The 26,898-nt window shown below is 70.8% G+C and carries 21 protein-coding genes; 8 read left to right on the top strand and 13 right to left on the bottom strand.

From position 1 onward, the window contains the following. Positions 1-146 precede the first annotated feature (146 nt). The 10 genes from ACFYO9_RS29080 to ACFYO9_RS29035 form a co-directional block, all read right to left on the bottom strand. The gene (locus ACFYO9_RS29080; RefSeq protein WP_358778840.1) at positions 147-1,169 is read right to left on the bottom strand and encodes a PAC2 family protein; all 1,023 of its coding nucleotides are present in this window, start codon (positions 1,167-1,169) and stop codon (positions 147-149) included. A 151-nt stretch (positions 1,170-1,320) separates the two neighbouring features. Next, positions 1,321-1,992, bottom strand: a complete 672-nt coding sequence (locus ACFYO9_RS29075; protein WP_358778839.1) for a FadR/GntR family transcriptional regulator — start codon at positions 1,990-1,992, stop codon at positions 1,321-1,323. A gap of 90 nt (positions 1,993-2,082) precedes the next feature. Continuing rightward, the gene (locus tag ACFYO9_RS29070) at positions 2,083-2,850 is read right to left on the bottom strand and encodes a ferredoxin reductase (protein ID WP_358778838.1); all 768 of its coding nucleotides are present in this window, start codon (positions 2,848-2,850) and stop codon (positions 2,083-2,085) included. Continuing rightward, positions 2,843-3,472, bottom strand: coding sequence for a sulfite oxidase-like oxidoreductase (locus tag ACFYO9_RS29065; RefSeq protein ID WP_358778837.1), 630 nt, complete (start codon positions 3,470-3,472; stop codon positions 2,843-2,845). Before ACFYO9_RS29065 ends, ACFYO9_RS29070 begins: the two co-directional genes overlap by 8 nt. Next, complete coding sequence (locus tag ACFYO9_RS29060) at positions 3,469-4,818, bottom strand: amidohydrolase (RefSeq protein WP_358778836.1); 1,350 nt, start codon at positions 4,816-4,818, stop codon at positions 3,469-3,471. Before ACFYO9_RS29060 ends, ACFYO9_RS29065 begins: the two co-directional genes overlap by 4 nt. 62 nt (positions 4,819-4,880) lie before the next feature. Further along, positions 4,881-5,651, bottom strand: a complete 771-nt coding sequence (locus ACFYO9_RS29055) for a purine-nucleoside phosphorylase (RefSeq protein WP_355810622.1) — start codon at positions 5,649-5,651, stop codon at positions 4,881-4,883. Positions 5,652-5,757: 106 nt separating this feature from the next. Next, positions 5,758-7,368, bottom strand: a complete 1,611-nt coding sequence (locus ACFYO9_RS29050) for a glycerol-3-phosphate dehydrogenase/oxidase (protein WP_355810263.1) — start codon at positions 7,366-7,368, stop codon at positions 5,758-5,760. Positions 7,369-7,373: 5 nt separating this feature from the next. Beyond that, on the bottom strand, positions 7,374-8,918 hold the full coding sequence (gene glpK / locus ACFYO9_RS29045; RefSeq protein ID WP_355810265.1) for a glycerol kinase GlpK: 1,545 nt from the start codon (positions 8,916-8,918) through the stop codon (positions 7,374-7,376). Positions 8,919-8,986: 68 nt separating this feature from the next. After that, complete coding sequence (locus tag ACFYO9_RS29040; RefSeq protein ID WP_355810268.1) at positions 8,987-9,778, bottom strand: MIP/aquaporin family protein; 792 nt, start codon at positions 9,776-9,778, stop codon at positions 8,987-8,989. Positions 9,779-10,056: 278 nt separating this feature from the next. Further along, positions 10,057-10,821, bottom strand: coding sequence for an IclR family transcriptional regulator (locus ACFYO9_RS29035; protein ID WP_355810270.1), 765 nt, complete (start codon positions 10,819-10,821; stop codon positions 10,057-10,059). Between the two features lie 291 nt (positions 10,822-11,112). Here ACFYO9_RS29035 and metH point away from each other — a divergent pair, with 291 nt between their 5' ends. The 4 genes from metH (at position 11,113) to ACFYO9_RS29015 (ending at position 19,047) form a co-directional block, all read left to right on the top strand. Continuing rightward, complete coding sequence (gene metH / locus ACFYO9_RS29030) at positions 11,113-14,649, top strand: methionine synthase (RefSeq protein WP_358778835.1); 3,537 nt, start codon at positions 11,113-11,115, stop codon at positions 14,647-14,649. 99 nt (positions 14,650-14,748) lie between these two features. Beyond that, entirely contained in the window at positions 14,749-15,444 is a 696-nt protein-coding gene (locus ACFYO9_RS29025; RefSeq protein WP_358778834.1) for an HAD family phosphatase, read from the top strand. A gap of 339 nt (positions 15,445-15,783) precedes the next feature. Then, complete coding sequence (locus tag ACFYO9_RS29020; RefSeq protein WP_355810278.1) at positions 15,784-17,391, top strand: ABC transporter substrate-binding protein; 1,608 nt, start codon at positions 15,784-15,786, stop codon at positions 17,389-17,391. A gap of 69 nt (positions 17,392-17,460) precedes the next feature. Beyond that, complete coding sequence (locus ACFYO9_RS29015) at positions 17,461-19,047, top strand: ABC transporter substrate-binding protein (RefSeq protein ID WP_358709700.1); 1,587 nt, start codon at positions 17,461-17,463, stop codon at positions 19,045-19,047. A gap of 105 nt (positions 19,048-19,152) precedes the next feature. Here ACFYO9_RS29015 and ACFYO9_RS29010 read toward each other — a convergent pair whose 3' ends face one another. Next, complete coding sequence (locus tag ACFYO9_RS29010; RefSeq protein ID WP_030782872.1) at positions 19,153-19,824, bottom strand: response regulator transcription factor; 672 nt, start codon at positions 19,822-19,824, stop codon at positions 19,153-19,155. A gap of 15 nt (positions 19,825-19,839) precedes the next feature. Then, a complete protein-coding gene (locus ACFYO9_RS29005) occupies positions 19,840-20,721 on the bottom strand; it encodes a RecB family exonuclease (RefSeq protein WP_355810285.1) in 882 nt (293 codons plus the stop codon). Between the two features lie 129 nt (positions 20,722-20,850). Between ACFYO9_RS29005 and ACFYO9_RS29000 the strand changes: the two genes are divergently transcribed. From ACFYO9_RS29000 to ACFYO9_RS28990, 3 genes are all read left to right on the top strand, one after another. Then, positions 20,851-22,695, top strand: coding sequence for a site-2 protease family protein (locus ACFYO9_RS29000; protein WP_358778833.1), 1,845 nt, complete (start codon positions 20,851-20,853; stop codon positions 22,693-22,695). A 61-nt stretch (positions 22,696-22,756) separates the two neighbouring features. Then, positions 22,757-23,659, top strand: a complete 903-nt coding sequence (locus tag ACFYO9_RS28995; RefSeq protein ID WP_355810290.1) for a tRNA (adenine-N1)-methyltransferase — start codon at positions 22,757-22,759, stop codon at positions 23,657-23,659. A 216-nt stretch (positions 23,660-23,875) separates the two neighbouring features. Then, complete coding sequence (locus ACFYO9_RS28990; RefSeq protein ID WP_358778832.1) at positions 23,876-24,466, top strand: hypothetical protein; 591 nt, start codon at positions 23,876-23,878, stop codon at positions 24,464-24,466. Between the two features lie 19 nt (positions 24,467-24,485). Here the strand turns inward: ACFYO9_RS28990 and ACFYO9_RS28985 are convergent, their stop codons facing one another. Continuing rightward, positions 24,486-24,797, bottom strand: coding sequence for a ferredoxin (locus ACFYO9_RS28985; RefSeq protein WP_355810294.1), 312 nt, complete (start codon positions 24,795-24,797; stop codon positions 24,486-24,488). A 254-nt stretch (positions 24,798-25,051) separates the two neighbouring features. On the opposite strand from ACFYO9_RS28985, the gene arc reads away from it, so the two are divergent. Next, positions 25,052-26,818, top strand: a complete 1,767-nt coding sequence (gene arc / locus ACFYO9_RS28980; RefSeq protein WP_358778831.1) for a proteasome ATPase — start codon at positions 25,052-25,054, stop codon at positions 26,816-26,818. The last annotated feature ends 80 nt before the right edge of the window (positions 26,819-26,898 follow it).

Below are 26,898 nucleotides of genomic sequence, written 5' to 3'. Positions count from 1 at the left end.
GGTTTTTGGGTTTTGAACACCACCGGTACCAGGCGGGGGCCCACGGGGTACTGGGGGGGCCCCGGGGGCGGGGGCGGGGCCCCGCCCCCCCCCCCGGGGGGGGGGCGCCCCGGTCGGGGCCCGCCCCTCTTGTGCGATGCCTGGCCTCAGTCGTCCGAGGAATCCGCCGGACCGGACGGACCTGACGGACCTGACGGGCCGGAGTCGTCGCCGTCGTTCTCGCCCTCGGCGCCCTGCCCCGGCCGCTGTGTCGGCTTCGGCTTCGGGGGCCGGGTGCGTTCGCTGGGGGCGTCCCGCAGATACGCCGCCCCGTCACCGCCGCCGCCCCCGCCGTCGCGCCGCCGCAGATAGCGCTCGAACTCGCGGGCGATGGCCTCGCCCGACGCCTCCGGGAGCTCCGCGGTGTCCCGCGCCTCCTCAAGGGACTGCACGTACTCCGCGACCTCGCTGTCCTCGGCGGCCAGTTGGTCCACGCCCACCTGCCAGGCGCGCGCGTCCTCGGCCAGCTCGCCCAGCGGGATGCGCAGGTCGATGAGGTCTTCCAGGCGGTTGAGCAGCGCGAGCGTGGCCTTCGGGTTGGGCGGCTGCGACACGTAGTGCGGGACGGCGGCCCAGAGGCTGACGGCGGGGACGCCCGCGTGCGTGCACGCCTCCTGGAGGATGCCGACGATGCCCGTCGGACCCTCGTACTTCGTCTCCTCCAGGTCCATGGTGCGCGCCAGATCCGGGTCGGAGGTCACACCGCTGACCGGGACCGGGCGGGTGTGCGGGGTGTCGCCGAGCAGCGCACCCATGATCACCACCAGCTCGACGCCCAGCTCGTGCGCGAAGCCGAGGATCTCGTTGCAGAACGACCGCCAGCGCATCGACGGCTCGATGCCCCGCACCAGGACCAGGTCGCGCGGCTTGTCGCCGCCGACGCGGACCACCGAGAGCCGGGTCGTCGGCCAGGTGATCTTGCGCACCCCGCCGTCCAGCCAGACCGTCGGGCGGTTGACCTGGAAGTCGTAGTAGTCCTCGGCGTCGAGCGCCGCGAACACCTCGCCCTTCCACTCCTTGTCGAGATGCGCGACCGCGGCGGAAGCGGCGTCGCCGGCGTCGTTCCAGCCCTCGAACGCGGCCACCATGACCGGGTCGACCAGCTCGGGTACCCCCTCGAGCTCGATCACCCAGGCCTCCTTCCGACGTTCCCTTGCGTACGCCCCAACCTTACGGCGTCCACGGGGTCCGTCCGCAGCCCCCTTGCGTGGGGGAGTGCGTGATCACTGCCCACCTCCGGGGCCGGGAAACAGGGCCTTCACACACGGGAGCGAAGCGATCTCACAGCGTCGAACGCAGCCACTGCTCCACGCTCGCGATGTGCACCGTCGCCCACGACCTGGCCGCCTCGGCGTCCCGGTCCCGCAGGGCGGCGAGGATCGCCCGGTGCTCGTGCAGTGTGCGGCTGACGGCGTCCTCCTGGGTCAGGCCGCGCCAGACACGGGCCCGGGTGGTGGGGCCGGAGAGGCCGTCGAGCAGCGAGCACAGGACGGAGTTGCCGGACGACTGGACGATGCCCCGGTGGAACTCCAGGTCGCAGCCGACCAGCTCCTCCACGGACGGCGCCTCGCCCAGCGCGTCCAACTGCTCGCTCAGCGCGTCCAGTTCGGCGTCGGAGATATGGGCGCAGGCCATCGCCGTGGCGGCCGGTTCCAGGATGCGGCGCACCGCGAGGAACTCCAGGACCGTGTCGTCGCGGTGGAAGTCGACGACGAAACTCAGCGCCTCCAGGAGGAGTTGGGGGTCCAGACTGGTGACGTACGTGCCGTCGCCCTGGCGTACGTCGAGGATGCGGATCAGCGCCAGGGCGCGCACCGCCTCGCGCAGCGAGTTGCGCGAGAGGCCGAGGCCTGCGGCGAGTTCGCTCTCCTTGGGCAGCCGGTCGCCGGGGCGCAGGGCGCCCGAGACGATCATGCCCTTGATCTTCTCGATGGCCTCGTCGGTGACAGCCATGGGGACCTCGCCTCGCCAGTCAGAAGTGCCGAAAGTGTCGAAAAGACATCCGATGTGTCAGGCGATTATGGGCCCGCGGCGCGGCTCCGGTCAGCCGAAGCGCTCGATCCTGATCCGGTCCACCGGCTGGCCGCCGTCCACAAGGAGTCGCGAGGCGTGCTCCGCGAACCCGTTGGAACCGCAGATGTACGCCTCCCAGCCGCCCTCGGGCCGCCCGCTCGCGTCCAGCAGACCCGCCAAGTGGCCCGCGTTCAGGCGGCCTTCGGAGCGGGTGAGGACCACGGTGGTCTCGTCGCCGTACTCGTCCGCGTAGATCAGGTCCTGCGGCGTGCGCGCCGAGACGATCAGCCGCAGCGGGACGTGGAGCCCCGCGAGACGGCGGTGGCGGACCATCGACATCAGCGGCACCACGCCCGAGCCGGCCCCGAGCAGCAGCGCGGGACGGTCGCCGGGCCAGGCGAAGAACCCGGCCAGCGGACCGCGCACCTCGACTGTGTCGCCGACGCGCGCCACGGTGTGCAGATGCCCCGACACCTCGCCGTCCCGCACATGGTCGAGGGTCAGCTCGATCTCGCCGCCGCCGTCCGGCGCGGAGGCGATCGAGTAGTGCCGCTGGGCGACGTAACCGTCCTCGGCGGTGAGCCGCAGCATCAGGTGCTGACCCGGCACGTGACCCTCCCACTCGGGCACCTTCAGCCGGAACGTCGAGGCGCGCGGGGTCTCGCGCCGCACCCCGACGATGGCGGCCCGCTGCCACAGGGCCGCCGAGCGGCTGCTCACGTCGATGCGGCCGGGCACGGCGAACGCGGTCGGCGGCACGAACGGCGTCGCGCCGGGGGTGTACGAGGGGTCAGTCACCGCGGTAGCGCTCCTCGGCCCACGGGTCGCCCCGGTGGTGGTAGCCGTTCTGCTCCCAGAAGCCCGGCTCCTCGCGGTCGGTGAGGCGCAGCCCCGCGACCCACTTGGCGCTCTTCCAGAAGTACAGGTGGGGGACGATCAGCCGGGCCGGGCCGCCGTGTTCGGCGGGCAGCGGCGCGTCGCCGTACTCCCACACGATCCACGCCCTGCCGCCGGTCACATCGGTCAGCGGCAGGTTCGAGGTGTAGCCGGTGTGGGAGTACGCGATGACGTGGCTCGCCGCGGCGAGCGGGCGGGCCTCGACCAGGAACGAGTCCAGGCTCACCCCGCCGAACCGCACCCCGAACTTGGACCAGCTCGTCACGCAGTGGATGTCGCCCCGGTACTCGGCGGCGGGCAGCGCGTGCGCCTCGTCCCAGCTCCAGGTGCGCGGGGCCGCGACCAGGCCGTCGATCCGGAACGTCCAGTCGGCGGCGGCCAGTTGCGGCGTCACCTCGGCGGACAGGACGGGCCAGGTGTCGCCCGCGTCGTACTGCCCGGGCGGCAGCCGCGGGTCGCGGTCGGCGGCGCGGGAGCGGCCGGTGAAGCCGCGGGTCGGTTCGAAGTCGGTGCCCGGGGTCATACCGCGCTCGTCTCCTGCCGGGCGGCCGCGGTCAGCTCCCGCAGCACGGCGGGCTCGTCGAGGGTCAGCAGGGCGCGGTCGCGCATCAGGACGCGGCCGTCCACCACGGTGTCCCGGACATCGGCGGCCGACGCCGCGTACGCGAGCGTCGACCACGGGTCGTGGCGGGGCGCCAGGTGCGGCCGCGCCAGATCGAGGACGATCAGATCCGCGCGCTTGCCCGCCTCCAGGGACCCCAGCTGGTCGTCGAGGCCGAGAGCGCGCGCCGACTCGACGGTCGCCATCCGCACCGCCTGCTCGGCGCCGACCGCCGTCGGGTCGCCGCCCGCCTTGTGCACGAGCGCGGCCACCTTCACCGCGCCCAGCAGGTCCAGCGTGTTGGAGCTCACGGCGCCGTCCGTGCCGAGGCCCACCGTGACGCCCGCGTCGAGCAGCTCGGGCACCCGCGCGATGCCGCAGCCCAGCTTCAGGTTGGACACCGGGCAGTGCGCGACGCCCGTGCCCGTGCGGGCCAGCGTCGCGATCTCCGCGTCGGTGAGGTCGACGGCGTGCGCGAGCAGCGTGTCCGGACCGAGCACCCCCAGCGAGTCGAGCAGCTCCACCGGCCGCATGCCGTGCTGCTCGGTGACGACTGCCACCTCGCCCGCGTTCTCCGCGGCGTGCAGGTGGAGCAGCGCGCCGTGCTCACGCGCCAGCGCGGCGATCGCCGTCAGCTGCTCGGGCGCCAGGGTGTACGCGGAGTGCGCGAAGACGACCGGACGGGTGCCCGGCGCCGGCGTGCGGGCGGCCAGGTCGGCCGTGGCCCAGCCGAGCCGCTCCGCGTAGGGGCGCCCGTCCGGCGGGCCCGGCACGTCCATGAAGGTGGGGCCGGTGAGCAGCCGCCACCCCGCCTCGCGGGCCGCGGCCTCGGCCGCCTCGTGGAACCAGTACATGTCCAGCGCGGTCGTGACGCCGCCGCGCACGGACTCGGCGATCGCGCCGCGGATGCCCGCCGTCACCGTCTCGGGGGAGAGCAGCTCGGCCTCGCGCGGGATCACCCGGGCGAGGAAGCCCTGCAGCGTGACGTCGTCGGCGATGCCGCGCAGCAGCGTCATCGCGAGATGGGTGTGCGTGTTGATCAGACCGGGCAGGACGAGGCAGCCGCGCGCGTCGATCTCCTCGGCCGCCTCGTACGCCGTGCGCAGCCGCTCGGCGGGGCCCACCTCGACGACGCGGCCCTCGCGGACGGCGACCGCGCCGTCCGTCACGACGGTGCCCGCGGCGTCGACGGTCAGCACGTCGCCGCCGTGCACCAGCAGGTCGATGGAGCCGCCGCGGTCCTGGGCCGGCAGGTCGGTGGGGTGCATCGCTTCCGTTCTTTCGCGCGGGTCGTTCGGGTGGCGCGGGCCGTTCGTGCGGCGCGGGTCGTTCAGTGGGTGGTGGAGGCCAGCAGGCGCAGTGCGTCCAAGGTTATCCGGGCGCCGCGGTCGACCCCGGCGGCGACCACGTCGCGGTGCGGGTCGTAGGCACCCGTCCCGTGGGCGGCCTCCTCGTCGACCAGCTCGTCGGCGTTGGCGCCGTCCACGACGAGCGCGCCGCCCGCGGTCAGCCCGTGCGTGGCGGCGAAGACGAGCAGCGCCGAGAGCTCCATCTCGATCGCGGCGATCCCGGCCCGCGCGTACGCCTCCCCGGGCAGCGGCAGGAAGCCCGGCTGGAACGCGGCCCGCGTCCACACCACGCCCCGGTGGTGCGGGGCGCCGGCCGCCCGCGCCGCACGCTGCAGCGCGAGGACCGCCTCCGGCGCCGAGAACGCCGGGTACTCGGCGGGGATCAGCTGCTGGGTGACGCCGTCGTCACGCACCGCGGCGTCCGCGATGACGAGGTCGCCGTCGCGGATCCCCGGCCGGATCGCGCCCGCGGTGCCGAGCCGCAGGATGGTCGTGACGCCGGCCTCGGCGAGCTCCTGGAAGAGCAGCAGCGCGCCGGGGGCGCCGACGCCATGCGAGGCGACGACGACCTGCGTGCCCTGCCAGCCGCCCGTGAAGGTGCGGTACTCGCGGTGGTACGACACCTCCTTGGCGTCGGCGAGGAGGTCCGCGACGGCCACCGCCCGGCCCGGGTCGCCGACGACCACCGCGTGTGCGGGCAGGCCGGTGCGGGGGACACGGGTGACGGGCAGCGCGTCGGAGGGCGACGTCATGGGAGAGCTCACGCGGGTGATCGTACGCAGCGCCGGGCACGGGCGAGGGGCGGCCCCCGACGGGAGCCGCCCCTCAGAGCCCGTGTCACATCCCCGGCCGCCGGGGTCAGGCCTTCTTGCCCAGCAGGTCCTCTACCTTGCTCCGCACGTCGTCCGTGGCCAGGCCGCGGATCGTCAGCGTCGTACGGCGGCGCAGCACGTCGTCCGCCGTCTCGGCCCACTCGTTGTCACGGGCGTAGACGACCTGGGCCCAGATCTCCGGGGCGTCCGGGTGGACGCGCTCGGCCAGCTCCGGGTTCTCGTTCGCCAGGCGGGCGATGTCGAAGGAGAGCGAGCCGTAGTGCGTCGCCAGGTGCTTGGCGGTGTCGGCGGCCATCCGCGGGCCGGGCGCGGGGCCGTCGACCAGGAGGCGGTGGGCGACGGCACGCGGGTTGGCGATGCCGGGCAGCGGCAGCTTCTTCGGCAGCTCGGAGATCGGCTCGTAGTCGTCGCCGAGCGGGTGCCCCGGCAGCGCCTCCAGCTTCTTCATCACCGTACGGCCGATGTGACGGAACGTCGTCCACTTGCCGCCGGCCACCGACAGCATGCCGCCGGTGCCCTCGGTGACGACCGTCTCGCGCTTGGCCTTCGAGGTGTCGCCGGGGCCGCCGGGCAGCACCCGCAGACCCGCGAAGGAGTACGTGATCAGGTCCCGCGACAGCTGCTGGTCCCGGATGGAGAAGGCGGCCTCGTCCAGGATCTGGGCGGTGTCCTGCTCCGTGACGCGCACGTCCGCCGGGTCGCCCTCGAACTCCTCGTCCGTGGTGCCGAGCAGCAGCATGTCCTCCCAGGGGAGGGCGAAGGTGATGCGGTACTTGTCGATCGGGGTGGCCAGCGCGGCCTTCCAGGGGGCGGTGCGCTTGAGGACCAGGTGCGCGCCCTTGGAGAGGCGGATGGAGGGCGCCGCGTCGGGGTTCTCCATCTTGCGCAGGTGGTCGACCCAGGGGCCGGTCGCGTTCAGGACCAGACGGGCGTTGACGCCGAACTCGTCGCCGCTCATGCGGTCCTTGAGCTCCGCGCCGGTGACCCGGCCCTTGGTGAAGCGCAGGCCGGTGACCTCGGCGTGGTTGAGGACGGAGGCGCCCGCCTCGACGGCCGCGCGGACCGTCATCAGCGCCATGCGGGCGTCGTTCATCTGGTCGTCGCCGTAGACCGCGACGGCCTTCAGGTTGTCGGTGCGCAGCTCCGGCACGTCCTGCGCGGCCTTGGCCGGCGAGAGCAGGTGGCCGACGCCGTCACCGAAGGCGGAGAGCGCCGAGTAGGCGAAGACGCCCGCGCCCAGCTTCGCCGCGCCGTGCGGGCCGCCCTTGTACACCGGCAGGTAGAAGGTGAGCGGGTTCGCCAGGTGGGGGGCCACCTGACGGGAGACCGCACGGCGCTCGAAGTGGTTCTCCGCCACCAGCTTCACGGCGCCGGTCTGCAGGTAGCGCAGACCGCCGTGCAGCAGCTTGGAGGAGGCGGAGGAGGTGGCGCCGGCGAAGTCGCCGGCGTCCACCAGGGCCACCCGCAGGCCCGACTGCGCGGCATGCCAGGCGGTGGAGATGCCCAGGATTCCGCCGCCGATCACCAGGAGGTCGTACGTCGCCTTGGAAAGCTGCTCCCGGGTCTCGGCGCGGCTCTGGTGCGAACCGGCGGCCGGATGCGTCCCGAGGGCAGGGACGCTCTGCAGGGTGGTCATGTGTCTTACTCCTCGCCACTCTCGTCGAGCCAGCCCATGGACCGTTCCACGGCCTTGAGCCAGCTCTTGTACTCACGGTCGCGGGTGCCCGCGTCCATGTGGGGGGTCCATTCGGCGGCCCGGCGCCAGTTGGCGCGCAGCTCGTCGGTCGAGGACCAGAAGCCGACGGCGAGACCGGCGGCGTAGGCGGCGCCGAGGCAGGTGGTCTCGGCGACCATCGGACGCACCACGGGCGCGTCGAGGAAGTCCGAGATGGTCTGCATCAGCAGGTTGTTGGAGGTCATGCCGCCGTCGACCTTGAGGGCCGCGAGCTCGACGCCGGAGTCCTTCGTCATGGCGTCGGTGATCTCGCGGGTCTGCCAGGCCGTGGCCTCCAGGACGGCGCGCGCGATGTGCGCCTTGGTGACGTACCGGGTGAGACCGGCGATCACACCGCGGGCGTCGGAGCGCCAGTACGGGGCGAACAGGCCGGAGAAGGCCGGCACGAAGTAGGCGCCGCCGTTGTCCTCGACCGAGGACGCGAGCGTCTCGATCTCGGCGGCGGAGTTGATCAGGCCCATCTGGTCGCGCATCCACTGCACCAGCGAACCGGTGACGGCGATGGAGCCCTCCAGGGCGTAGACCGGCTTCTGGTCGCCGATCTGGTAGCCGACCGTGGTCAGCAGGCCCGAGTAGGAGTTGATGGCCTTGTCACCGGTGTTCAGGAGCATGAACGTGCCGGTGCCGTACGTGGACTTCGCCTCGCCCTCCGCGAAGCAGGTCTGGCCGAAGAGGGCCGCCTGCTGGTCGCCGAGCGCCGAGGCGACCGGGATGCCGCCGAGCACGTCGCCGAGCGTGCCGCCGGTGACCTCGCCGTAGACCTCGGCGGAGGAGCGGATCTCGGGGAGCATCGCCGTGGGCACGCCGATGGACTCGCAGATCTTCTCGTCCCACTGCATCTTGTGCAGGTTCATCAGCATGGTGCGCGAGGCGTTGGTGACGTCGGTGACGTGCTTGCCGCCGTTGACGCCGCCGGTCAGGTTCCAGATGACCCAGGAGTCCATGGTGCCGAAGAGGATGTCGCCGGCCTCGGCGCGCTCGCGCAGGCCCTCGACGTGGTCGAGCAGCCAGCGGGCCTTGGGGCCCGCGAAGTAGGAGGCCAGCGGCAGGCCGGTCTCGCGGCGGAAGCGGTCCTGGCCGACGTTGCGGCCGAGCTCCCGGCAGAGCGCGTCGGTGCGGGTGTCCTGCCAGACGATGGCGTTGTGCACCGGCTCACCGGTGTTCTTGTCCCACAGCAGCGTCGTCTCGCGCTGGTTGGTGATGCCGATGGCCTTGATGTCGTCGCGGGTGATGCCCGCCTTGGACACGGCGCCTGCGACGACCTCCTGGACGTTGGTCCAGATCTCGGCGGCGTCGTGCTCGACCCAGCCCGGCTTCGGGAAGATCTGCTCGTGCTCCTTCTGGTCGACGGAGACGATCCGGCCGTCCTTGTCGAAGACGATGCAGCGGCTCGAGGTGGTGCCCTGGTCGATGGCCGCGATGAAGGGGCCTGCGGTGTGTGCGTCGGTCACGGTGTGCTCCAGAAATTCTTGGGCTTGGTCTCAGGCGTCTGTGGCGGTCATCGGTCGCTGTCGCGGGTCTACTTGAACGCGACGTTGTAGAGACCGCCGGCGATGGCTCCGCCGATCAGTGGACCGACGATCGGCACCCAGGCGTACGACCAGTCCGAGCTGCCCTTGTTCGGCAGCGGGAGCACGGAGTGGATGATGCGCGGACCGAGGTCACGGACGGGGTTGATCGCGTAGCCCGTGGGGCCACCGAGGGAGAGGCCGATGCTCACCACGACGAGCGCGGTGATCAGGGCGCCGAGGGTGCCGAGGCCGTTGCCGCCGTCGTTCAGGCCCTGGGTCAGGATGGCGAGGACCAGGACGACCGTGGCGATGATCTCCGTGAGCACGTTCTGGACGTAGTTCCGGATCTCCGGACCCGTCGAGAAGACGCCGAGCACCGGACCGGCCGACGGCGCGGCCTTCTGGTCGACCATGCCCTCCTCGACCGGCTGCGCCGCGAGGATCTCGGGGTCGGTCAGATGGGCCCGGAACTGGCCCATGTAGGTGACCCACACCAGTACGGCGCCGATCATCGCGCCGAGCAGCTGCGAGGCCAGGTACAGCGGTACGTCGCTCCACTTGGTGCCGCCCTCGATGGCGAGACCGAGCGTGACCGCCGGGTTGAGGTGGGCGCCGGAGACGCCCCCCGCGAGATAGGCGCCGGTCAGGACCGCGAAGCCCCAACCGAAGGTGACCGCGAGCCAGCCGGCGTCCTTGGCCTTTGAGCGCTTGAGCGTGACGGCGGCGCACACGCCACCGCCGAGCAGGATGAGCACGGCGGTACCGATGGTCTCGCCGATGAAGATGTCGGAGCTGGACACCCGCGACTCCTTTGTCCTTCGTCCAGGGGAAGGCGAACCCCGGGTCCCTCCGGTGGTCCGCGACCTCAGGTGAGGTCGTTGCCGGCCCTTGGCCTTGTCACACTCTAGCGCGTAATGCCGGTAGGTGTTCGACAATGCCGACCGATGGACGCGAGTCTCACCCCGGGGTTACTGGCACGTCAAGGGTTCTGTTATTGAAAACACGATCGTTATTGATCGTTCCGCCTTATGGGTCCACGCCACCACGGAACGGGCCCGCCCGCAGGCGGGGGAGGGCGTCAGAAGCGCCCGGCGCCCAGGTCCCGCGAGACGGCGCGCGCGCAGTCCCGTACGGCGGCGATCAGCTCGGGCCGCAGCTCCCCGTCCCGGCAGACCCGCTCGACGGCGCCGGTGACGCCGACCGCGCCGACCGGCATGCGGCGCCGGTCGTGGATCGGGGCGGCGATGGAAGCGATGCCCTCCCAGGTCTCCTCCACGTCGGCCGCGTACCCGCGCGCGCGGGTCAGGTCGAGGAGGGACTCGAAGCCCTCGGAGTCGGTCACGGTGCGCGCCGTGAAGGAGTTGCGCTCGGCCTCGACGGCTTCGTTGTGCGCGACCGGGTCGTACGCGGACAGCACCTTGCCCAGCGCCGTGGAGTGCAGCGGCTGCATGGCCCCCACCTCCAGGACCTGGCGGCTGTCGTCCGGGCGGAAGACGTGGTGGACGATGAGCACGCCCTGCTGGTGCAGGACGCCGAGGTGGACGCTCTCGCCGCTGGAGCGGGCCAGGTCGTCGGTCCACACCAGGGCCCGGGCCCGCAGCTCGTGCACGTCCAGATAGCTGTTGCCGAGGCGCAGCAGCTCGGCGCCCAGCTGGTAGCGGCCCGACGCGGAGTCCTGCTCGACGAAGCCCTCCGCCTGCAGGGTGCGCAGGATGCCGTGCGCCGTACCCTTGGCGAGGTCGAGGGAGGAGGCGATCTCCGAGAGGCCGAGCCGTCGCTCGCCGCCCGCGAGCAGCCGCAGCATCGCCGCGGCCCGTTCGAGCGACTGGATGTTGCGTGCCATCGCAGCCCCGACCTCCGTCCCCTCGCTCCATGTCGCCGCACCAATGTCGGCGTTCGGCAATGCTGAACACTATCGGTCGTTGTCGACCTCTCGCTAATGCGTGGACGAGATGTGTTGACGGCGTTCCCCGTGGTTCCCCCGTGCCGGGCACGGGGACGAGCCGCGACGCCGCGCTAGTCCGCCTCGTGGACGCCTCCACCGCGGGACCTTGGTCCCGGCTACCCTGGCCGAGTGCGCCCTCCAACCAGAAGGCGCAAAGCCGACAGCCGTCGCACTCCAGGGAGCTCTTTCATGGCCTCGTCGCCAACCCCGTCGTCGCAGCCCACGCCCGCATCGTCCGAGAGCAGGACCCGGGTCGACGCCCTCCGCGAGGCCCTGGCCACCCGAGTGGTGGTGGCCGACGGCGCGATGGGCACCATGCTCCAGGCGCAGGACCCCACGATGGACGACTTCCAGCAGCTCGAGGGCTGCAACGAAGTCCTGAACGTCACCCGCCCCGACATCGTGCGCTCCGTCCACCAGGAGTATTTCGCCGTCGGCGTGGACTGCGTGGAGACCAACACCTTCGGCGCGAACTTCGCGGCCCTGAACGAGTACGACATCCCCGAGCGCAACTTCGAGCTCTCCGAGGCCGGCGCGCGCATCGCCCGCGAGGTCGCCGACGAGTTCACCCGGGACACCGGGCAGCAGCGCTGGGTGCTGGGTTCGATGGGCCCGGGCACCAAGCTGCCGACCCTCGGCCACGCCCCGTACGCCACCCTGCGCGACGCCTACCAGACGAACGCGGAAGGCATGATCGCCGGCGGCGCCGACGCGCTCCTCGTCGAGACCACCCAGGACCTCCTGCAGACCAAGGCCGCGATCCTCGGCGCCCGCCGCGCCCTGGACGCCACCGGCGCGAACCTCCCGGTGATCTGCTCGGTCACCGTGGAGACGACCGGCACCATGCTCCTTGGCTCCGAGATCGGCGCCGCGCTCACCGCCCTGGAGCCGCTGGGCATCGACATGATCGGCCTGAACTGCGCCACCGGCCCCGCCGAGATGAGCGAGCACCTGCGCTATCTCGCCCGCCACTCGCGCGTCCCGATCTCCTGCATGCCCAACGCCGGCCTGCCCGTCCTCGGCAAGGACGGCGCCCACTACCCGCTGACCGCCGCCGAGCTGGCCGACGCACAGGAGGGCTTCGTCCGCGACTACGGCCTGTCCCTGGTGGGCGGCTGCTGCGGTACGACCCCGGAACATCTGCGCCAGGTCGTCGAGCGGGTACGGGGCGTGGAGACCGCGGCCCGAGAGCCGCACCCCGAGCCGGGTGCCGCCTCCCTGTACCAGACGGTCCCGTTCCGCCAGGACACCGCGTACATGGCGATCGGCGAGCGCACGAACGCCAACGGCTCGAAGAAGTTCCGGGAGGCGATGCTGGAGGGCCGCTGGGACGACTGTGTGGAGATGGCGCGCGATCAGATCCGCGAGGGCGCGCACATGCTGGACCTGTGCGTGGACTACGTGGGCCGCGACGGCGTCGCCGACATGGCCGAGCTCGCCGGCCGCTTCGCCACCGCCTCCACCCTGCCGATCGTCCTCGACTCCACCGAACTGCCCGTCCTGCAGGCCGGGTTGGAGAAGTTGGGCGGCCGCGCGGTCATCAACTCCGTCAACTACGAGGACGGCGACGGGCCCGAGTCGCGCTTCACGAAGGTCACCGCGCTGGCCAAGGAGCACGGCGCCGCGCTGATCGCGCTGACCATCGACGAAGAGGGCCAGGCCCGCACCCCCGAGCACAAGGTCGCCATCGCCGAGCGCCTCATCGAAGACCTCACCGGCACCTGGGGCATCCACGAGTCGGACATCCTCATCGACACCCTGACCTTCACCATCTGCACCGGCCAGGAGGAGTCCCGCAAGGACGGCATCGCCACCATCGAGGCGATCCGGGAGCTGAAGAAGCGCCACCCGGCCGTGCAGACGACGCTGGGCCTGTCGAACATCTCCTTCGGCCTCAACCCGGCCGCCCGCGTCCTGCTCAACTCCGTCTTTCTGGACGAGTGCGTCAAGGCCGGACTCGACTCCGCGATCGTGCACGCCTCGAAGATCCTGCCGATCGCGCGGTTCGACGACGAGCAGGTCACCACCGCACTCGACCTGATCTACGACCGGCGGGCCGAGGGCTACGACCCGCTGCAGAAGCTCATGGAGCTCTTCGAGGGCGTCTCGACGAAGTCGATGAAGGCCGGCAAGGCCGAGGAACTCCTCGCGCTGCCGCTGGACGAGCGCCTGCAGCGCCGCATCATCGACGGCGAGAAGAACGGCCTGGAAGCCGACCTGGACGAGGCCCTCCAGGACACCCCGGCCCTCGACATCGTCAACAACACCCTCCTGGAGGGCATGAAGGTCGTCGGCGAGCTCTTCGGCTCCGGCCAGATGCAGCTGCCCTTCGTGCTCCAGTCCGCCGAGGTGATGAAGACCGCCGTGGCGCACCTGGAGCCGCACATGGAGAAGACCGACGACGAGGGCAAGGGCACCATCGTGCTGGCCACCGTCCGCGGCGACGTCCACGACATCGGCAAGAACCTCGTCGACATCATCCTGTCCAACAACGGCTACAACGTCGTCAACCTCGGCATCAAGCAGCCCGTCGCGGCGATCCTGGACGCCGCCGCGGAGCACAAGGCCGACGTGATCGGCATGTCGGGGCTCCTGGTGAAATCCACGGTGATCATGAAGGAGAACCTGGAGGAACTCAACCAGCGCAAGATGGCCGCCGACTTCCCCGTCATCCTCGGCGGCGCCGCCCTCACCCGCGCCTACGTCGAGCAGGACCTGCACGAGATCTACGAGGGCGAGGTCCGCTACGCCCGCGACGCCTTCGAGGGCCTGCGCCTGATGGACGCCCTCATCGCCGTCAAGCGGGGCGTGCCCGGGGCGACGCTGCCGGAGCTCAAGCAGCGCAGGGTGCCGAGCAAGGCCACCGCGGCCGTCCTCGAGGTCAATGAGGAGGAGCTGCCGGCCCGCTCCGACGTTTCGGTGGACAACCCGATTCCGGAGCCGCCGTTCTGGGGCACGCGGGTGGTCAAGGGCATCCAGCTCAAGGAGTACGCGTCCTGGCTGGACGAGGGCGCGCTGTTCAAGGGCCAGTGGGGCCTGAAGCAGGCGCGGACCGGCGACGGACCCTCGTACGAGGAGCTGGTGGAGAGCGAGGGCAGGCCGCGGCTGCGCGGCTGGCTGGACCGGCTGCAGACCGACAACCTGCTGGAAGCCGCGGTCGTGCACGGTTACTTTCCGTGTGTCTCCAAGGGTGACGACCTGATCATCCTGGGTGAGGACGGGGCCGAGCGCACCCGCTTCACCTTCCCGCGCCAGCGCCGCGGCCGGCGGCTGTGCCTGGCGGACTTCTTCCGCCCCGAGGAGTCCGGCGAGAGGGACGTGGTGGGCCTGCAGGTCGTCACCGTCGGCTCGAAGATCGGCGGGGCCACCGCCGAGCTCTTCGCCGCCGACTCCTACCGCGACTACCTCGAACTGCACGGCCTGTCCGTGCAGTTGGCCGAGGCCCTCGCCGAGTACTGGCACGCCCGGGTGCGCGCCGAGCTCGGCTTCGGGGGAGAGGACCCCGCGGACGTCGAGGACATGTTCGCGCTGAAGTACCGCGGCGCGCGCTTCTCGCTCGGCTACGGCGCCTGCCCCGACCTGGAGGACCGCGCGAAGATCGCGGAGCTGCTCGAGCCGGAGCGGATCGGCGTCCAGCTCTCCGAGGAGTTCCAGCTCCACCCCGAGCAGTCCACCGACGCGATCGTCATCCACCACCCCGAGGCGAAATATTTCAACGCGCGCTGATCCGGCGCAGTCGTACACTGGTCGGTCCAGTGCAGGCCGGTTGCCTTCCGTCACAAGGAGGCAGCCGGCCTTCTCGTCCCTCAAGGAAGGTGTGGTCGCATGACCAGTACGGTTCCCGCGCTCGGCACCCGAACGGCCGAAGGCTCGGCTCTGCAGGGTGTGCTGCTCGACATGGACGGAACCCTCGTGGACACCGAGGGCTTCTGGTGGGACGCCGAGGTCGCGGTGTTCGCCTCCCTCGGGCACGCGCTCGACGAGGCCTGGCGCGACGTCGTCGTCGGCGGCCCCATGACGCGCAGCGCGGGCTTCCTCATCGAGGCCACCGGCGCCGACATCACGGTTCCCGAGCTCACCGTGCTGCTCAACGACGGCTTCGAGGAGCGCATCGCCAGTTCCCTGCCGCTGATGCCGGGCGCCGCCCGGCTGCTCGCCGAACTCGGCGCGCACGGCGTGCCGATGGCCCTGGTCTCCGCCTCGCACCGCCGGATCATCGACCGCGTCCTCGGCTCGATCGGGGCCCACCACTTCGAACTCACCGTCGCCGGCGACGAGGTGGCCCGTACGAAGCCCCACCCCGACCCCTACCTCCTGGCCGCCCGGGGACTTGGAGCCGACCCCGCCCGGTGCGCCGTCATCGAGGACACCGCCACCGGTGTCGCCGCCGCCGAGGCCGCGGGCTGCCGCGTCGTGGCCGTACCGTCGGTCGCCCCCATCCCCGCCGCCGCGGGACGCACCGTCGTCGCCTCCCTCGAAGACGTCAACCTGCCTTTCCTGCAAGGGCTGATGACCCTCTGACAGTTCCCTCGGCGACCCCTTGAAAGGGTGTGACGTTTCCCACCCCCGAGGGGGTCGACAAGGGTGCCCGCTTGTGCCGCGCACTCCGGGTGGGGGTGGAGCGGCGTGCCGTTGTGTCCCGATTGGTGGGAGCGTGCACGAAACCTTCCGGTGTCGGGTTATCGGTGTGTCCACGCCCGGTTTCGCAGCGTGATGGAGAAGGCGCTCAGGCCCCCTCCGGCGCTCATCTGGTGCGGACTAATCTCGTCGCGAGAACATCGCCCCACCCCCCGTGCACCACCAACCCACACCCCGCGTTGCCGGATTCACGGGATTCAAGAGCTCTGGAGAACGTCGAGCATGAACCGCAAGACTTTGGTGCTGCCGGCTGTCATAGGTCTGCTCGCCCCCGCGCTCGCCGCGTGCGGTGGCTCGGACGGGTCGGACGGCGACAAGCCGATCGCCGTCGGCACCACGGACGCGTTCGCCATCTCCAAGGAGGTCCCGGCGCCCTTCGACCCGGCGTACGCCTACGACGCCGGGTCCTGGAACCTGCTGCGCCAGACCGTCCAGACGCTCATGGCGATGCCGCGCGGCGGCGGTGACCCGGAGCCCGAGGCCGCCGAGCGGTGCGGCTTCACCGACACCGGCAACGAGCGCTACGCCTGCACCCTCCGCAAGGGCCTGGAGTTCTCCGACGGCAAGCCGCTGACCGCAGCGGACGTGAAGTTCTCCATCGAGCGCGTCCGCGACATGAAGATCAAGAACGCGAGCGGTTCGGACGCCCTGGTGTCGAACGTCGACGAGATCGAGGTCCAGGGCGACCGCGACATCGTGTTCCACCTCAAGAAGCCGGACGCCACGTTCCCGTTCAAGCTGGCCACCCCCACCGCGGGCATCGTCAGCAAGGACCAGTACAGCAAGAACAAGCTGCGGGACGGCTTCGAGGTGTCCGGCTCCGGCCCGTACACCGCGAAGCAGGAAGTGAAGGACGACCGTCTGGTCAAGACGGTGTTCACCAAGAACCCCACTTACAAGGGCGGGTTCAAGGTGCAGAGCGACAAGGTCGAGCTGCGCAACTTCCCGGACGCCGAGGCCATGGGCAAGGCGCTCGAGGACGGCGACATCGACCTGATGACGCGCACCATGTCGCCCAAGCAGGTCAGGGAGCTCGACGCCGGTTCCAGCAAGAAGATCGACCTGGTCGACATGCAGGGCCTGGAGATCCGCTACCTCGCCTTCAACACCGACGCCCCGACGGCCAAGAACAAGGCCGTCCGCCAGGCCATGGCGCAGCTCGTCGACCGCGGCGCGCTGGCCTCCTCGGTGTACGGCTCGACGGCCGACCCGCTGTACTCCCTGGTGCCGTCCACCATCACCGGTCACGCCAACTCGTTCTTCAACAAGTACGGCAACCCGAGCACGGCCAAGGCCCGCGCCCTGCTCAACCACGCGAACGTCACCACCCCGGTGAAGATGACGCTGCACTACACCACGGACCACTACGGCCCGGGCACCAAGAAGGAGTTCGAGCTGCTGAAGAAGCAGCTGAACGCGTCCGGCCTCTTCGACGTGTCGGTCAAGGGCGTGCCGTGGAACACCTTCCGCGCCGCCGAGCGCGACGGCAAGTACGCGGCGTACGGCATGGGTTGGTTCCCCGACTTCCCCGACGCCGACAACTTCCTCGCGCCCTTCCTCGACAAGGACAACTTCCTCGGCTCGCCGTACGTGAACGACACGGTCAACGACCAGTTGATCCCGACGTCCCGTCGCGAGGCCGACCGGCTTGCCGCCTCCAAGAGCATCCGCAGGATCCAGGACATCGTCGCCGACGACGTGCCGGTGCTCCCGCTCTGGCAGGGCAAGCAGTACATCGCGGCGCGCGACGACATCACGGGCGTCGAGTGGGCGCTCAACTCCTCGTCCAACCTCCAGCTGTGGGAGCTCGGCCGCGGTGTGAGCGGCTGACCTCCGCGCACCGAGGGCACTCCGGCGTCCTCAAGTCCAGCGAACGACCTCAACACCAAAGGCACGTACGTGAAATGTCGTAACCAGTGGCTGGCCCTTCCCCTCACGGGAGGGCTGGCCGCCGCCCTGCTGACCGGCTGCGGCACGGAATCGGGCGGTGCGGGGGACACGGGCGACGCGGTCGTGATGGGGATGTCCGACGACGTCCTCGCCACGGACCCCGCGTCCGGCTACGACCCCGGCTCCTGGCTCCTGTTCAACAACGTCTTCCAGTCGCTCCTGAGCTTCCCCAAGGGCGCCACCGAGCCGGAGCCGGAGGCCGCCAGGCGGTGCGGGTTCACGGACACGGAGGCGAAGGTCTTCAAGTGTGAGCTGCGCGACGGACTGAAGTTCAGCAACGGCAACGCGCTGACCGCCAAGGACGTCAAGTTCTCCTTCGACCGCATGCGGCACATCAAGGACGACGCCGGTCCGGCGATCATGTTCCCGATGCTCGACCGGGTGGAGACGCCGAACACCAAGACGGTGGTCTTCAAGCTGAAGTACTCCGACGCGACCTTCCCCAGCAAGATCGCCTCGGGTGCCGGCTCCATCGTGGACCACCGCGAGTACGACATGAACGGGTTGCGCCAGGACGGCAAGGCGGTCGGCTCGGGACCGTACAAGCTGGACTCGTTCGACAAGGGGCAGGCGGTCTTCTCCGTCAACTCCGATTACCAGGGCACCGCCAAGGTCAAGAACGACGGCGTGGCCATCAAATTCTTCCACGGCGACCAGAAGGGCCTGAAGAAGGCGCTCCTGGGCGGCGAGATCGACCTGGCCTACCGAGGCCTCGCCGCCGCCGACATCGCGGACATCGAGCGGAACACCTCCAAGGAGGGCCAGGACGTCGACATCGTGGAGGGCACCAGCGCCGAGGTGCAGCACCTGGTCTTCAACATGAAGGACCCGGTCGCGGGCAAGCTCGGCGTGCGCAAGGCCATCGCGTACCTCCTGGACCGGGACGCCCTCGTCCAGGAGGTCTACAAGGACACCGCGACGCCCCTGTACTCGATCGTCCCGGCGGGCATCGGCGGCCACAACACGGCGTTCTTCGACACCTACGGCGCCCGTCCGCAGCGCGCGAAGGCCGCGTCCGCGCTGCGCGGCGCCGGCATCGACGGCAAGGCCAAGCTGACGCTCTGGTCGACGCCCTCGCGCTACGGCCCGGCCACGGACCAGGAGCTGAAGGCCATCGCCAAGCAGCTCAACGCCTCCGGCCTGTTCGACGCCGACGTGAAGTCCGTCGAGTTCGAGCAGTACGAGAAGGACATCGCGGCCGGCAAGTACGGGGTCTACGTCAAGGGCTGGGTGCCGGACTACCCGGACGCGGACAACTTCACCCAGCCGTTCTTCGGCAAGGGCAACGTCCTCGGCAACCACTTCGAGAACAGCACCATCACCGGGAAGATCATCCCGGGCACCGCCACCGAGAGCGACCGCACCAAGACCGACAAGCAGTACGGCGAGCTGCAGGACATCGTGGCCGACCAGCTGCCCGTCCTGCCGGTGTGGCAGGCCAAGCAGTACGCCGTCGTCCGCGACAGCGTCTACGGCCTGGAGTCGTGCCTCGACGCGTCGACGGTCTTCCGCTTCTGGGAGATCAGCAAGGGCTGACCGAGCGGCCGACCGGGCACCGAGCCCCGCCGACGTACGAGAAAGGTGGCCGTCCCCGCGGAGGGGGCGGCCACCTTCGTCGATCCGGGCCCGGCGGGCGGGCGGTCACTGCGCGCCGGGGCGCACCAACCCGCTCTCGTACGCGTACACCGCGGCCTGCACCCGGTCGCGCAGCCCGAGCTTGGTGAGCACATGGCCCACGTGCGTCTTCACGGTCGTCTCGCTGACGAAGAGGTCCGCGGCGATCTCGGCGTTCGACAGGCCGCGGGCGACCAGCTTCAGGACCTCGACCTCGCGGTCGGTCAGCGTGTGCAGGGTGTCCGGCACCGGCTCGTCGCCGGACGGCAGGTGCGCGGAGTACTTGTCGAGGAGGCGGCGGGTGATGCTCGGCGCGAGCATCGCCTCGCCGGCCGCGACCACCCGGATCGCCTGCACCAGCTCGTTGGCGGGGGCGTCCTTGAGGAGGAAGCCGCTGGCGCCGGCGCGCAACGCCTCCACCACGTACTCGTCGAGGTCGAAGGTGGTCAGTACCAGCACCTTCGCCGGACCGTCCCGGCCGGGGCCGGTGATCTGACGGGTCGCCTCCACCCCGTCCATCCGCGGCATGCGGATGTCCATCAGGACGACGTCGGGCTGCAGCGCCCGCACCTGGTCGAGAGCCTGCAGGCCGTCGCCGGCCTCGCCGACGACCGCGATGTCCTGCTCGGCCTCCAGAATCATCCGGAAGCCGGTGCGCAACAGCGGCTGGTCATCGACCAGTAGGACGCGGATGGCCACGGTGTCTCTCCTTAGCTAGCCCGGGCCCATTCTGCCCTGCTCACCCTCCGCCGACTCGGGCGCCCTCACAGGAAGCGGATACGGCGGGGGAGTCCCGCCGAATTCCGGGCATACCGCCCGATGGTCGCACCAGCCGCACAGTTTGGTCGGCCGCGGCCGCCAGTTCCCGGTCTCCGTCGCCAGCTCGATCGCCTCCCACAGCGCGAGCAGCTTGCGCTCGACCCGCTCCAGATCGGCGACCACCGGGTCGTACGTGATGACGTCGCCGCTGCCCAGATAGACGAGCTGGAGGCGACGCGGCACGACGCCCTTCAGTCGCCACACCACCAGGGCGTAGAACTTCATCTGGAACAGGGCGCCCTCCGCGTACTGCGGACGCGGGGCCTTGCCCGTCTTGTAGTCGACGATGCGGACCTCGCCCGAAGGGGCCACGTCCACACGGTCGATGATGCCGCGCAGCTTCAGGCCCGACTCCAGCTCGGCCTGGACGAAGAGCTCCCGCTCGGCGGGCTCGAGCCGCGTCGGGTCCTCCAGCGTGAACCAGCGCTCCACCAGCCGCTCCGCGTCGGACAGCCAGCTCGCCATCCGCTCGCCCTCCGGATCATCCGCGAAGAGCTCCGTCAGCTCGGGCTTGGACTCCCGCAGCCGGTCCCACTGCCCCGGGATGAGCGACTTGGCGCGCGGCGCGGTGCGCTCGCTCGCGGGCGCGTCGAAGAGCCGCTCCAGGACCGCGTGCACCAGCGTGCCCCGGGTCGCCGCCTCACTCGGCTTCTCGGGCAGCTTGTCGATCACCCGGAACCGGTAGAGCAGGGGGCACTGCATGAAATCGCCCGCGCGTGAGGGCGACAGGGACGCCGGGCGCACGGCCGCCACGACGCCGTCGGTGCTGGTTTCCATAGGGACAGACCCTACGACCCGCCACCGACAGCAGCCGCATACCATCGACGGCAGACCCTCTCGCCCTGCATGATCGTGCGGGTAACCACGCCATACCGGGGCGAGGGACGCTTCGATCGAGGGGACATCGTGGACGAAAGCGGCGGGAGCGGCAGGCCGCGGTCCGACGGCGCCGAGGGCCTGCGGCCGGACGGTGCGCACGGCTCCCCGGAGCCGGCACGTCCGGTCGACACGGCGGACGAACCGGCGCGCCGGGCCGAGGCGGACCGGGACCCCGAGCGACCGACGGACGCGGCGGGCGCCCCAGAGGCGCCGAGGCACCCGTCCGACGAACCGGCACGGCCACGGGACGACAACACGAACACCTCCACCGGCCCGGACGCGTCCGCGTCACCGGACACCTCGGCCGGCACGAGCACCTCCGCCGGCCCGGGCGCTCCCGAGTCCCCGGACGCCTCGGCCGGCACGGGCACCTCAGCTGGCCTGGACGCCCCAGGGTCCCCGGATGCCTCAGCTGGCCCGGACGCCTCCGTCGGCACGAGCACCTCCGCCGGCACGGGCGCTCCCGAGTCCCCGGGCACCTCCGCCGGCCCGCGCACCTCAACTGACCCGGACGCCCCCGCGGCCCCGGATGCCTCCACCAGCCCGGCCACCTCCCCGGCCCCGGACACCCCCGCGGCCGAGCCGCGGAGTGAACAGGGCCCCGGCGAGCAGACTCCCGGCGAGCAGCGCCCCGGCGAGTCGCGCCCCGTCCTCACCAAGGCGGGACCGCGGGAGCAGTCCGGTGGCAAGGGCAACCCCGCGCCGCCCGGCAACCGCAAGGGGCCCGGCGGCGGACTGCTCATGGGCAGGCCGTTCGGCGTGCCCGTCTACGTCGCGCCCAGCTGGTTCCTCGTCGCCGCCCTCATCACCTGGGTCTTCGGCGACCAGCTCGACCGCGTGCTGCCCGAACTCGGCGGCGCCCGCTACCTCGTCTCCCTCTTCTTCGCGGTGGCCTTCTACGCCTCCGTACTGGTCCACGAACTCGCCCACACCGTCGCGGCCCTCCGCTTCAAGCTGCCGGTGCGCCGCATCCAGCTGCAGTTCTTCGGCGGCGTCTCCGAGATCGAGAAGGAGTCCGAGACCCCCGGACGCGAGTTCGTCCTCGCCTTCGTCGGCCCGCTCCTCTCCCTCGTCCTCGCCGGGGTGTTCTACGCGGGGATGCAGGCCGTCGACCCGGGCACCGTGCCGGGCGTCCTGCTCGCGGGACTGATGATCTCCAACCTCATCGTCGCCGCCTTCAACCTCCTGCCCGGCCTGCCGCTGGACGGCGGCCGGATGCTCCGCGCCGTCGTCTGGAAGATCACCGGCAGGCCCATGAGCGGCACCGTGGCCGCCGCCTGGGTCGGCCGCGCCCTCGCCATCTCCGTCCTCATCGGGCTGCCGCTGCTCAACCAGTCCGGCGCCCTCGGCGGCGACGCCCAGGACATCGGCGGCATGGACACCGTCATGGACGCCCTGCTCGCCGCGATCCTCGCCGCGATCATCTGGACCGGCGCCGGCAACAGCCTCCGCATGGCCCGGCTGCGCGAACACCTGCCCGAGCTGCGCGCCCGCACCCTGACCCGCCGCGCCGTCCCCGTCGAGGGCGACACCCCGCTCTCCGAGGCGCTGCGCAGGGCCAACGACGCGGGCGCCCGAGCCCTCGTCGTCGTCGACGCCGACGGCGACCCGATGGCCGTGGTCCGCGAAGGGGCCATCGTCTCCGTGCCCCAGCACCGCCGCCCCTGGGTCGGCGTCGGCGGCCTCGCCCAGGACATCACCGAGGGCATGCGCGTCTCCGCCGAACTGGCGGGCGAGGAACTCCTCGACACCCTCCGCACCACCCCCGCCACCGAGTACCTCGTCGTCGAGGAGTCCGGCGAGATCTACGGAGTGCTGTCCGCCGCGGACGTGGAGCGCGCCTTCGTCAAGGCCATGGCCCGCCCCTCCTGACCGGGCCGGGACCGCCGACACCGTGGTCGGCGGCCCGCGCGGGGGCCGGTAGGCTGGTCACATGTCCGAACCGACCGGTGCCGCCCGCCGTCGCGGGCCCTTCAAGGTCGGGGACCAGGTCCAGCTCACCGACCCCAAGGGACGCCACTACACGTTCACGCTCGAGGCCGGGAAGAATTTCCACACCCACAAGGGTTCCTTCCCGCACGACGAGCTGATCGGCGCTCCCGAGGGCAGTGTTGTCCGTACCACGGGAAACGTCGCCTACCTGGCGCTGCGACCCCTGCTCCCCGACTACGTCCTGTCCATGCCCCGCGGCGCCGCCGTGGTCTACCCCAAGGACGCGGGGCAGATCCTGGCCTTCGCCGACATCTTCCCCGGCGCGCGCGTCGTGGAGGCGGGCGTCGGCTCCGGCTCGCTCAGCAGCTTCCTGCTGCGCGCCATCGGCGACCAGGGAATGCTGCACTCCTACGAGCGCCGCGAGGACTTCGCCGAGATCGCCCAGCAGAACGTGGAGCGCTACTTCGGCGGCCCGCACCCGGCCTGGCAGCTCACCGTCGGCGACCTCCAGGACAACCTCAGCGACACCGAGGTCGACCGCGTCATCCTGGACATGCTCGCCCCCTGGGAGTGCCTGGAGGGCGTCTCCAAGGCGCTCGTCCCCGGCGGCATCCTGTGCTGCTACGTGGCCACCACCACCCAGCTCGCCAGGACCGTCGAGTCCATCCGCGAGATCGGCGGCTTCAACGAGCCGACGGCCTGGGAGTCGATGATCCGCAACTGGCACATCGAGGGCCTGGCCGTGCGCCCGGACCACCGTATGATCGGCCACACCGGATTCCTGCTCACCGCCCGCCGCCTCGCGGACGGCGTGGAGCCCCCGATGCGCCGCCGCCGCCCCGCCAAGGGCGCGTACGGCGATGACTACTCCGGCCCGAACGCCGACGGCGGAACGCCGCGCTGACCCGCACGACGGGCACCGCCCAATGAGCAGGCGCCGCCGCCGAGTTCCCTGACCGACCAGGGAACTCGGCGGCGGCGCCGTTTCGTTGACGGGACGCCGGCCGCGTACCGCGCGCACCGCGAAAACCATCGGACCCCGGTGTTCCACCGCACTGTGACGTATGGCACGATGCTGGCCATCTCCCCACCGGCACGCCCTCACAGGAGACACTTCCTCGTGCAGCACCCCGCGGTCCCGGAACTGGCACACACCCTCACCCGCCCCATCCACTGGCTGGCCACCGCGGCCGCGCTCGCCGCCGTCGTCGCGGGCTCAGCCGTCCTCCAGCCCGACGCCGCGACCGCCGCCCAGACGGCCCTGAAGACACACACCAGAGCCGCCGCGGGCGGAGCGGCCCCGGCCCCCGCGCCCGATGCCGCCGCCGTCGACTTCCCGCTCGACTGCGGCCCCGTGGAGCCCGTGGTGAAGAAGAAGGCCACCGGCGACCTCGACGGCGACGGCAAGCCGGAGACCGTGGCCGTCGTGCACTGCCGGGCCGGCTCCGGCACCCCGCCCGACGGGATCTACGTGATCACCGGATCGGGCGGCGCGGGCAAACCGCGCGTGGTCGCCACCCTCCTCGACCCGAAGGACCGGCAGAACGTCAGCGCCTTCGCCGTGCGTGACGGCGCGGTCACCGCGACCCTGCTCGGCTACTCCTCGCCCGACGTGCCCCGCTGCTGCCCCGACGAGCAGCACAAGGCCAAGTGGCAGTGGAAGGACGGCGCGTTCGAGCGGCTGACCCCCGCCGGGGCCCGTAGCGTCTGATGCCCCGAGGGGCGCACGGTCATGCCGCGTCGGGACCGTAGACCTCGACCCTGTCCGAAACCCGACGTACGTGAATGCAGTCGCCCGGACACTCCTTGGCGGAGTCCACCACATCGGTGAGGAGCGGCAGCGGCACGGGCGTTGTGGCCCCCGGGGCCTGCAGCAGCTCGTCGTCGCCGCTCTTCACATAGGCCAGGCCGTCGATATCCAGCTCGAAGACCTCGGGCGCGTACTGCGCACAGATGCCGTCTCCGGTACAGAGGTCCTGGTCGATCCAGACCTCCAGATCGTGGCCCTCACTGCCGGTCTCGGCCTCGTGCCGCACGGTCATCTCTCCTGCCGGTCGCTGCGCCGGGAGGCCCGCTCCTGCAGCAAGTCGGGCCAGCCCTGACGGGTGTTGAACGGTTCGACGATACAACCGCCCGCTTTCCGATGTTGTTGGGTGGGTATTCCCCTGGCGTGAGGGAGAGCGCAAGGGTGAAGATCGGACACACCCCCATCGTCTTTGTGATCTAGGGGTTTCAATCGACACCCACCCAGGTAGGGTCTGGAAGCGTCCAGCTCCCCTTGGAGGAGGTGAGGACCGTGGCAGCCCACGACGACGACATCAACCGCGGCATCCGGCCGGGACGAGGGTCCGAGGACCCCGCCGGTCAGGTTGCCTATCTCGAGCAGGAAATCGCCGTCCTGCGACGCAAGCTCGCCGACTCTCCGCGTCATACGAGGATTCTCGAAGAGCGGATCGTCGAGCTGCAGACCAACCTGGCCGGCGTGTCCGCGCAGAACGAGCGGCTCGCCAACACGCTCCGTGAGGCCCGCGACCAGATCGTGGCCCTCAAGGAGGAAGTCGACCGGCTCGCGCAGCCGCCGGCCGGCTTCGGAGTCTTCCTCGTGGCGAACGAGGACGGCACGGCGGACATCTTCACCGGGGGCCGCAAGCTCCGGGTGAACGTCAGCCCGAGCGTGGAGCTCGAAGAGCTCAGGCGCGGCCAGGAAGTAATGCTCAACGAAGCGCTCAACGTGGTCGAGGCCATGGAGTACGAGAGCGTGGGGGACATCGTCACCCTCAAGGAGATCCTCGAGGACGGCGAGCGTGCCCTGGTGGTCGGGCACACCGACGAGGAACGGGTGGTGCGGCTCGCCGAGCCGCTGCTGGACGTCACCATCCGCCCCGGCGACGCCCTGTTGCTCGAACCCCGCTCCGGGTATGTCTACGAGGTCGTTCCCAAGAGCGAGGTCGAGGAGCTCGTCCTCGAAGAAGTCCCCGACATCAGCTACGAGAAGATCGGCGGTCTCGGCGGCCAGATCGAGATGATCCGGGACGCCGTCGAGCTTCCGTACCTCTACCCCGACCTCTTCAAGGAGCACGAACTGCGGCCGCCCAAGGGCGTGCTGCTGTACGGGCCCCCCGGCTGCGGCAAGACGCTGATCGCGAAGGCCGTCGCCAACTCGCTGGCCAAGAAGGTCGCCGAGGTCACCGGGCAGCCCGCGGGGAAGAGCTACTTCCTCAACATCAAGGGCCCCGAACTCCTCAACAAGTACGTGGGCGAGACCGAGCGTCACATCCGCCTGGTCTTCCAGCGTGCGCGGGAGAAGGCGAGCGAGGGCACCCCCGTCATCGTCTTCTTCGACGAGATGGAGTCCCTCTTCCGCACCCGCGGATCCGGTGTCAGCTCGGACGTGGAGAACACCATCGTCCCGCAGCTGCTCGCCGAGATCGACGGCGTGGAAGGCCTGGAGAACGTCATCGTGATCGGCGCCTCCAACCGCGAGGACATGATCGACCCGGCGATCCTGCGGCCCGGCCGGCTCGACGTGAAGATCAAGATCGAGCGTCCGGACGCCGAGGCGGCGAAGGACATCTTCGCCAAGTACCTCACCGAGCGGCTCCCGCTGCACTCGGACGACCTCGCCGAGCACAGCGCCGACCGGCACGCCACGGTGCACGGCATGATCCAGTCCGTCGTCGAGCAGATGTACGCGGAGTCCGAGGAGAACCGCTTCCTCGAGGTGACGTACGCCAACGGCGACAAGGAAGTCCTGTACTTCAAGGACTTCAATTCCGGCGCCATGATCGAGAACATCGTGGGCCGCGCCAAGAAGATGGCCATCAAGGCCTTCCTCGAAGCGAACCAGAAGGGCATTCGGGTCGCTCACCTCCTCCAGGCTTGCATCGACGAGTTCAAGGAGAACGAGGACCTGCCGAACACCACCAACCCGGACGACTGGGCCAGGATCTCCGGAAAGAAGGGCGAGCGGATCGTGTACATCCGCACCCTTGTCACCGGAAAGCAGGGCGCGGACACCGGACGCTCCATCGACACGGTGGCCAACACCGGTCAGTACCTGTAGAACACAGGGCGGCTGCGGGTGTCCTTCACGGGTACCCGCGGCCGTCTGCTTTTCAATGACAGCAATGATCTCCCCACCAG

Source organism: Streptomyces sp. NPDC005863, from assembly GCF_042871345.1.
GTDB lineage: Bacteria > Actinomycetota > Actinomycetes > Streptomycetales > Streptomycetaceae > Streptomyces.
Note: the sequence above shows the minus strand (reverse complement) of the source record. Positions and strands in the feature narration are given on the sequence as shown.

Excerpts from the sequence above, each read along its gene's own strand:
- ACFYO9_RS29075 (WP_358778839.1), bottom strand. The coding sequence starts at position 1,992 with ATGGCTGTCACCGACGAGGCCATCGAGAAGATCAAGGGCATGATCGTC.
- ACFYO9_RS29065 (WP_358778837.1), bottom strand. The coding sequence starts at position 3,472 with ATGACCCCGGGCACCGACTTCGAACCGACCCGCGGCTTCACCGGCCGC.
- ACFYO9_RS29060 (WP_358778836.1), bottom strand. The coding sequence starts at position 4,818 with ATGCACCCCACCGACCTGCCGGCCCAGGACCGCGGCGGCTCCATCGAC.
- ACFYO9_RS29055 (WP_355810622.1), bottom strand. The coding sequence starts at position 5,651 with ATGACGTCGCCCTCCGACGCGCTGCCCGTCACCCGTGTCCCCCGCACC.
- ACFYO9_RS29050 (WP_355810263.1), bottom strand. The coding sequence starts at position 7,368 with ATGACCACCCTGCAGAGCGTCCCTGCCCTCGGGACGCATCCGGCCGCC.
- ACFYO9_RS29035 (WP_355810270.1), bottom strand. The coding sequence starts at position 10,821 with ATGGCACGCAACATCCAGTCGCTCGAACGGGCCGCGGCGATGCTGCGG.
- metH (WP_358778835.1), top strand. The coding sequence starts at position 11,113 with ATGGCCTCGTCGCCAACCCCGTCGTCGCAGCCCACGCCCGCATCGTCC.
- ACFYO9_RS29025 (WP_358778834.1), top strand. The coding sequence starts at position 14,749 with ATGACCAGTACGGTTCCCGCGCTCGGCACCCGAACGGCCGAAGGCTCG.
- ACFYO9_RS29020 (WP_355810278.1), top strand. The coding sequence starts at position 15,784 with ATGAACCGCAAGACTTTGGTGCTGCCGGCTGTCATAGGTCTGCTCGCC.
- ACFYO9_RS29005 (WP_355810285.1), bottom strand. The coding sequence starts at position 20,721 with ATGGAAACCAGCACCGACGGCGTCGTGGCGGCCGTGCGCCCGGCGTCC.
- ACFYO9_RS28995 (WP_355810290.1), top strand. The coding sequence starts at position 22,757 with ATGTCCGAACCGACCGGTGCCGCCCGCCGTCGCGGGCCCTTCAAGGTC.
- ACFYO9_RS28985 (WP_355810294.1), bottom strand. The coding sequence starts at position 24,797 with ATGACCGTGCGGCACGAGGCCGAGACCGGCAGTGAGGGCCACGATCTG.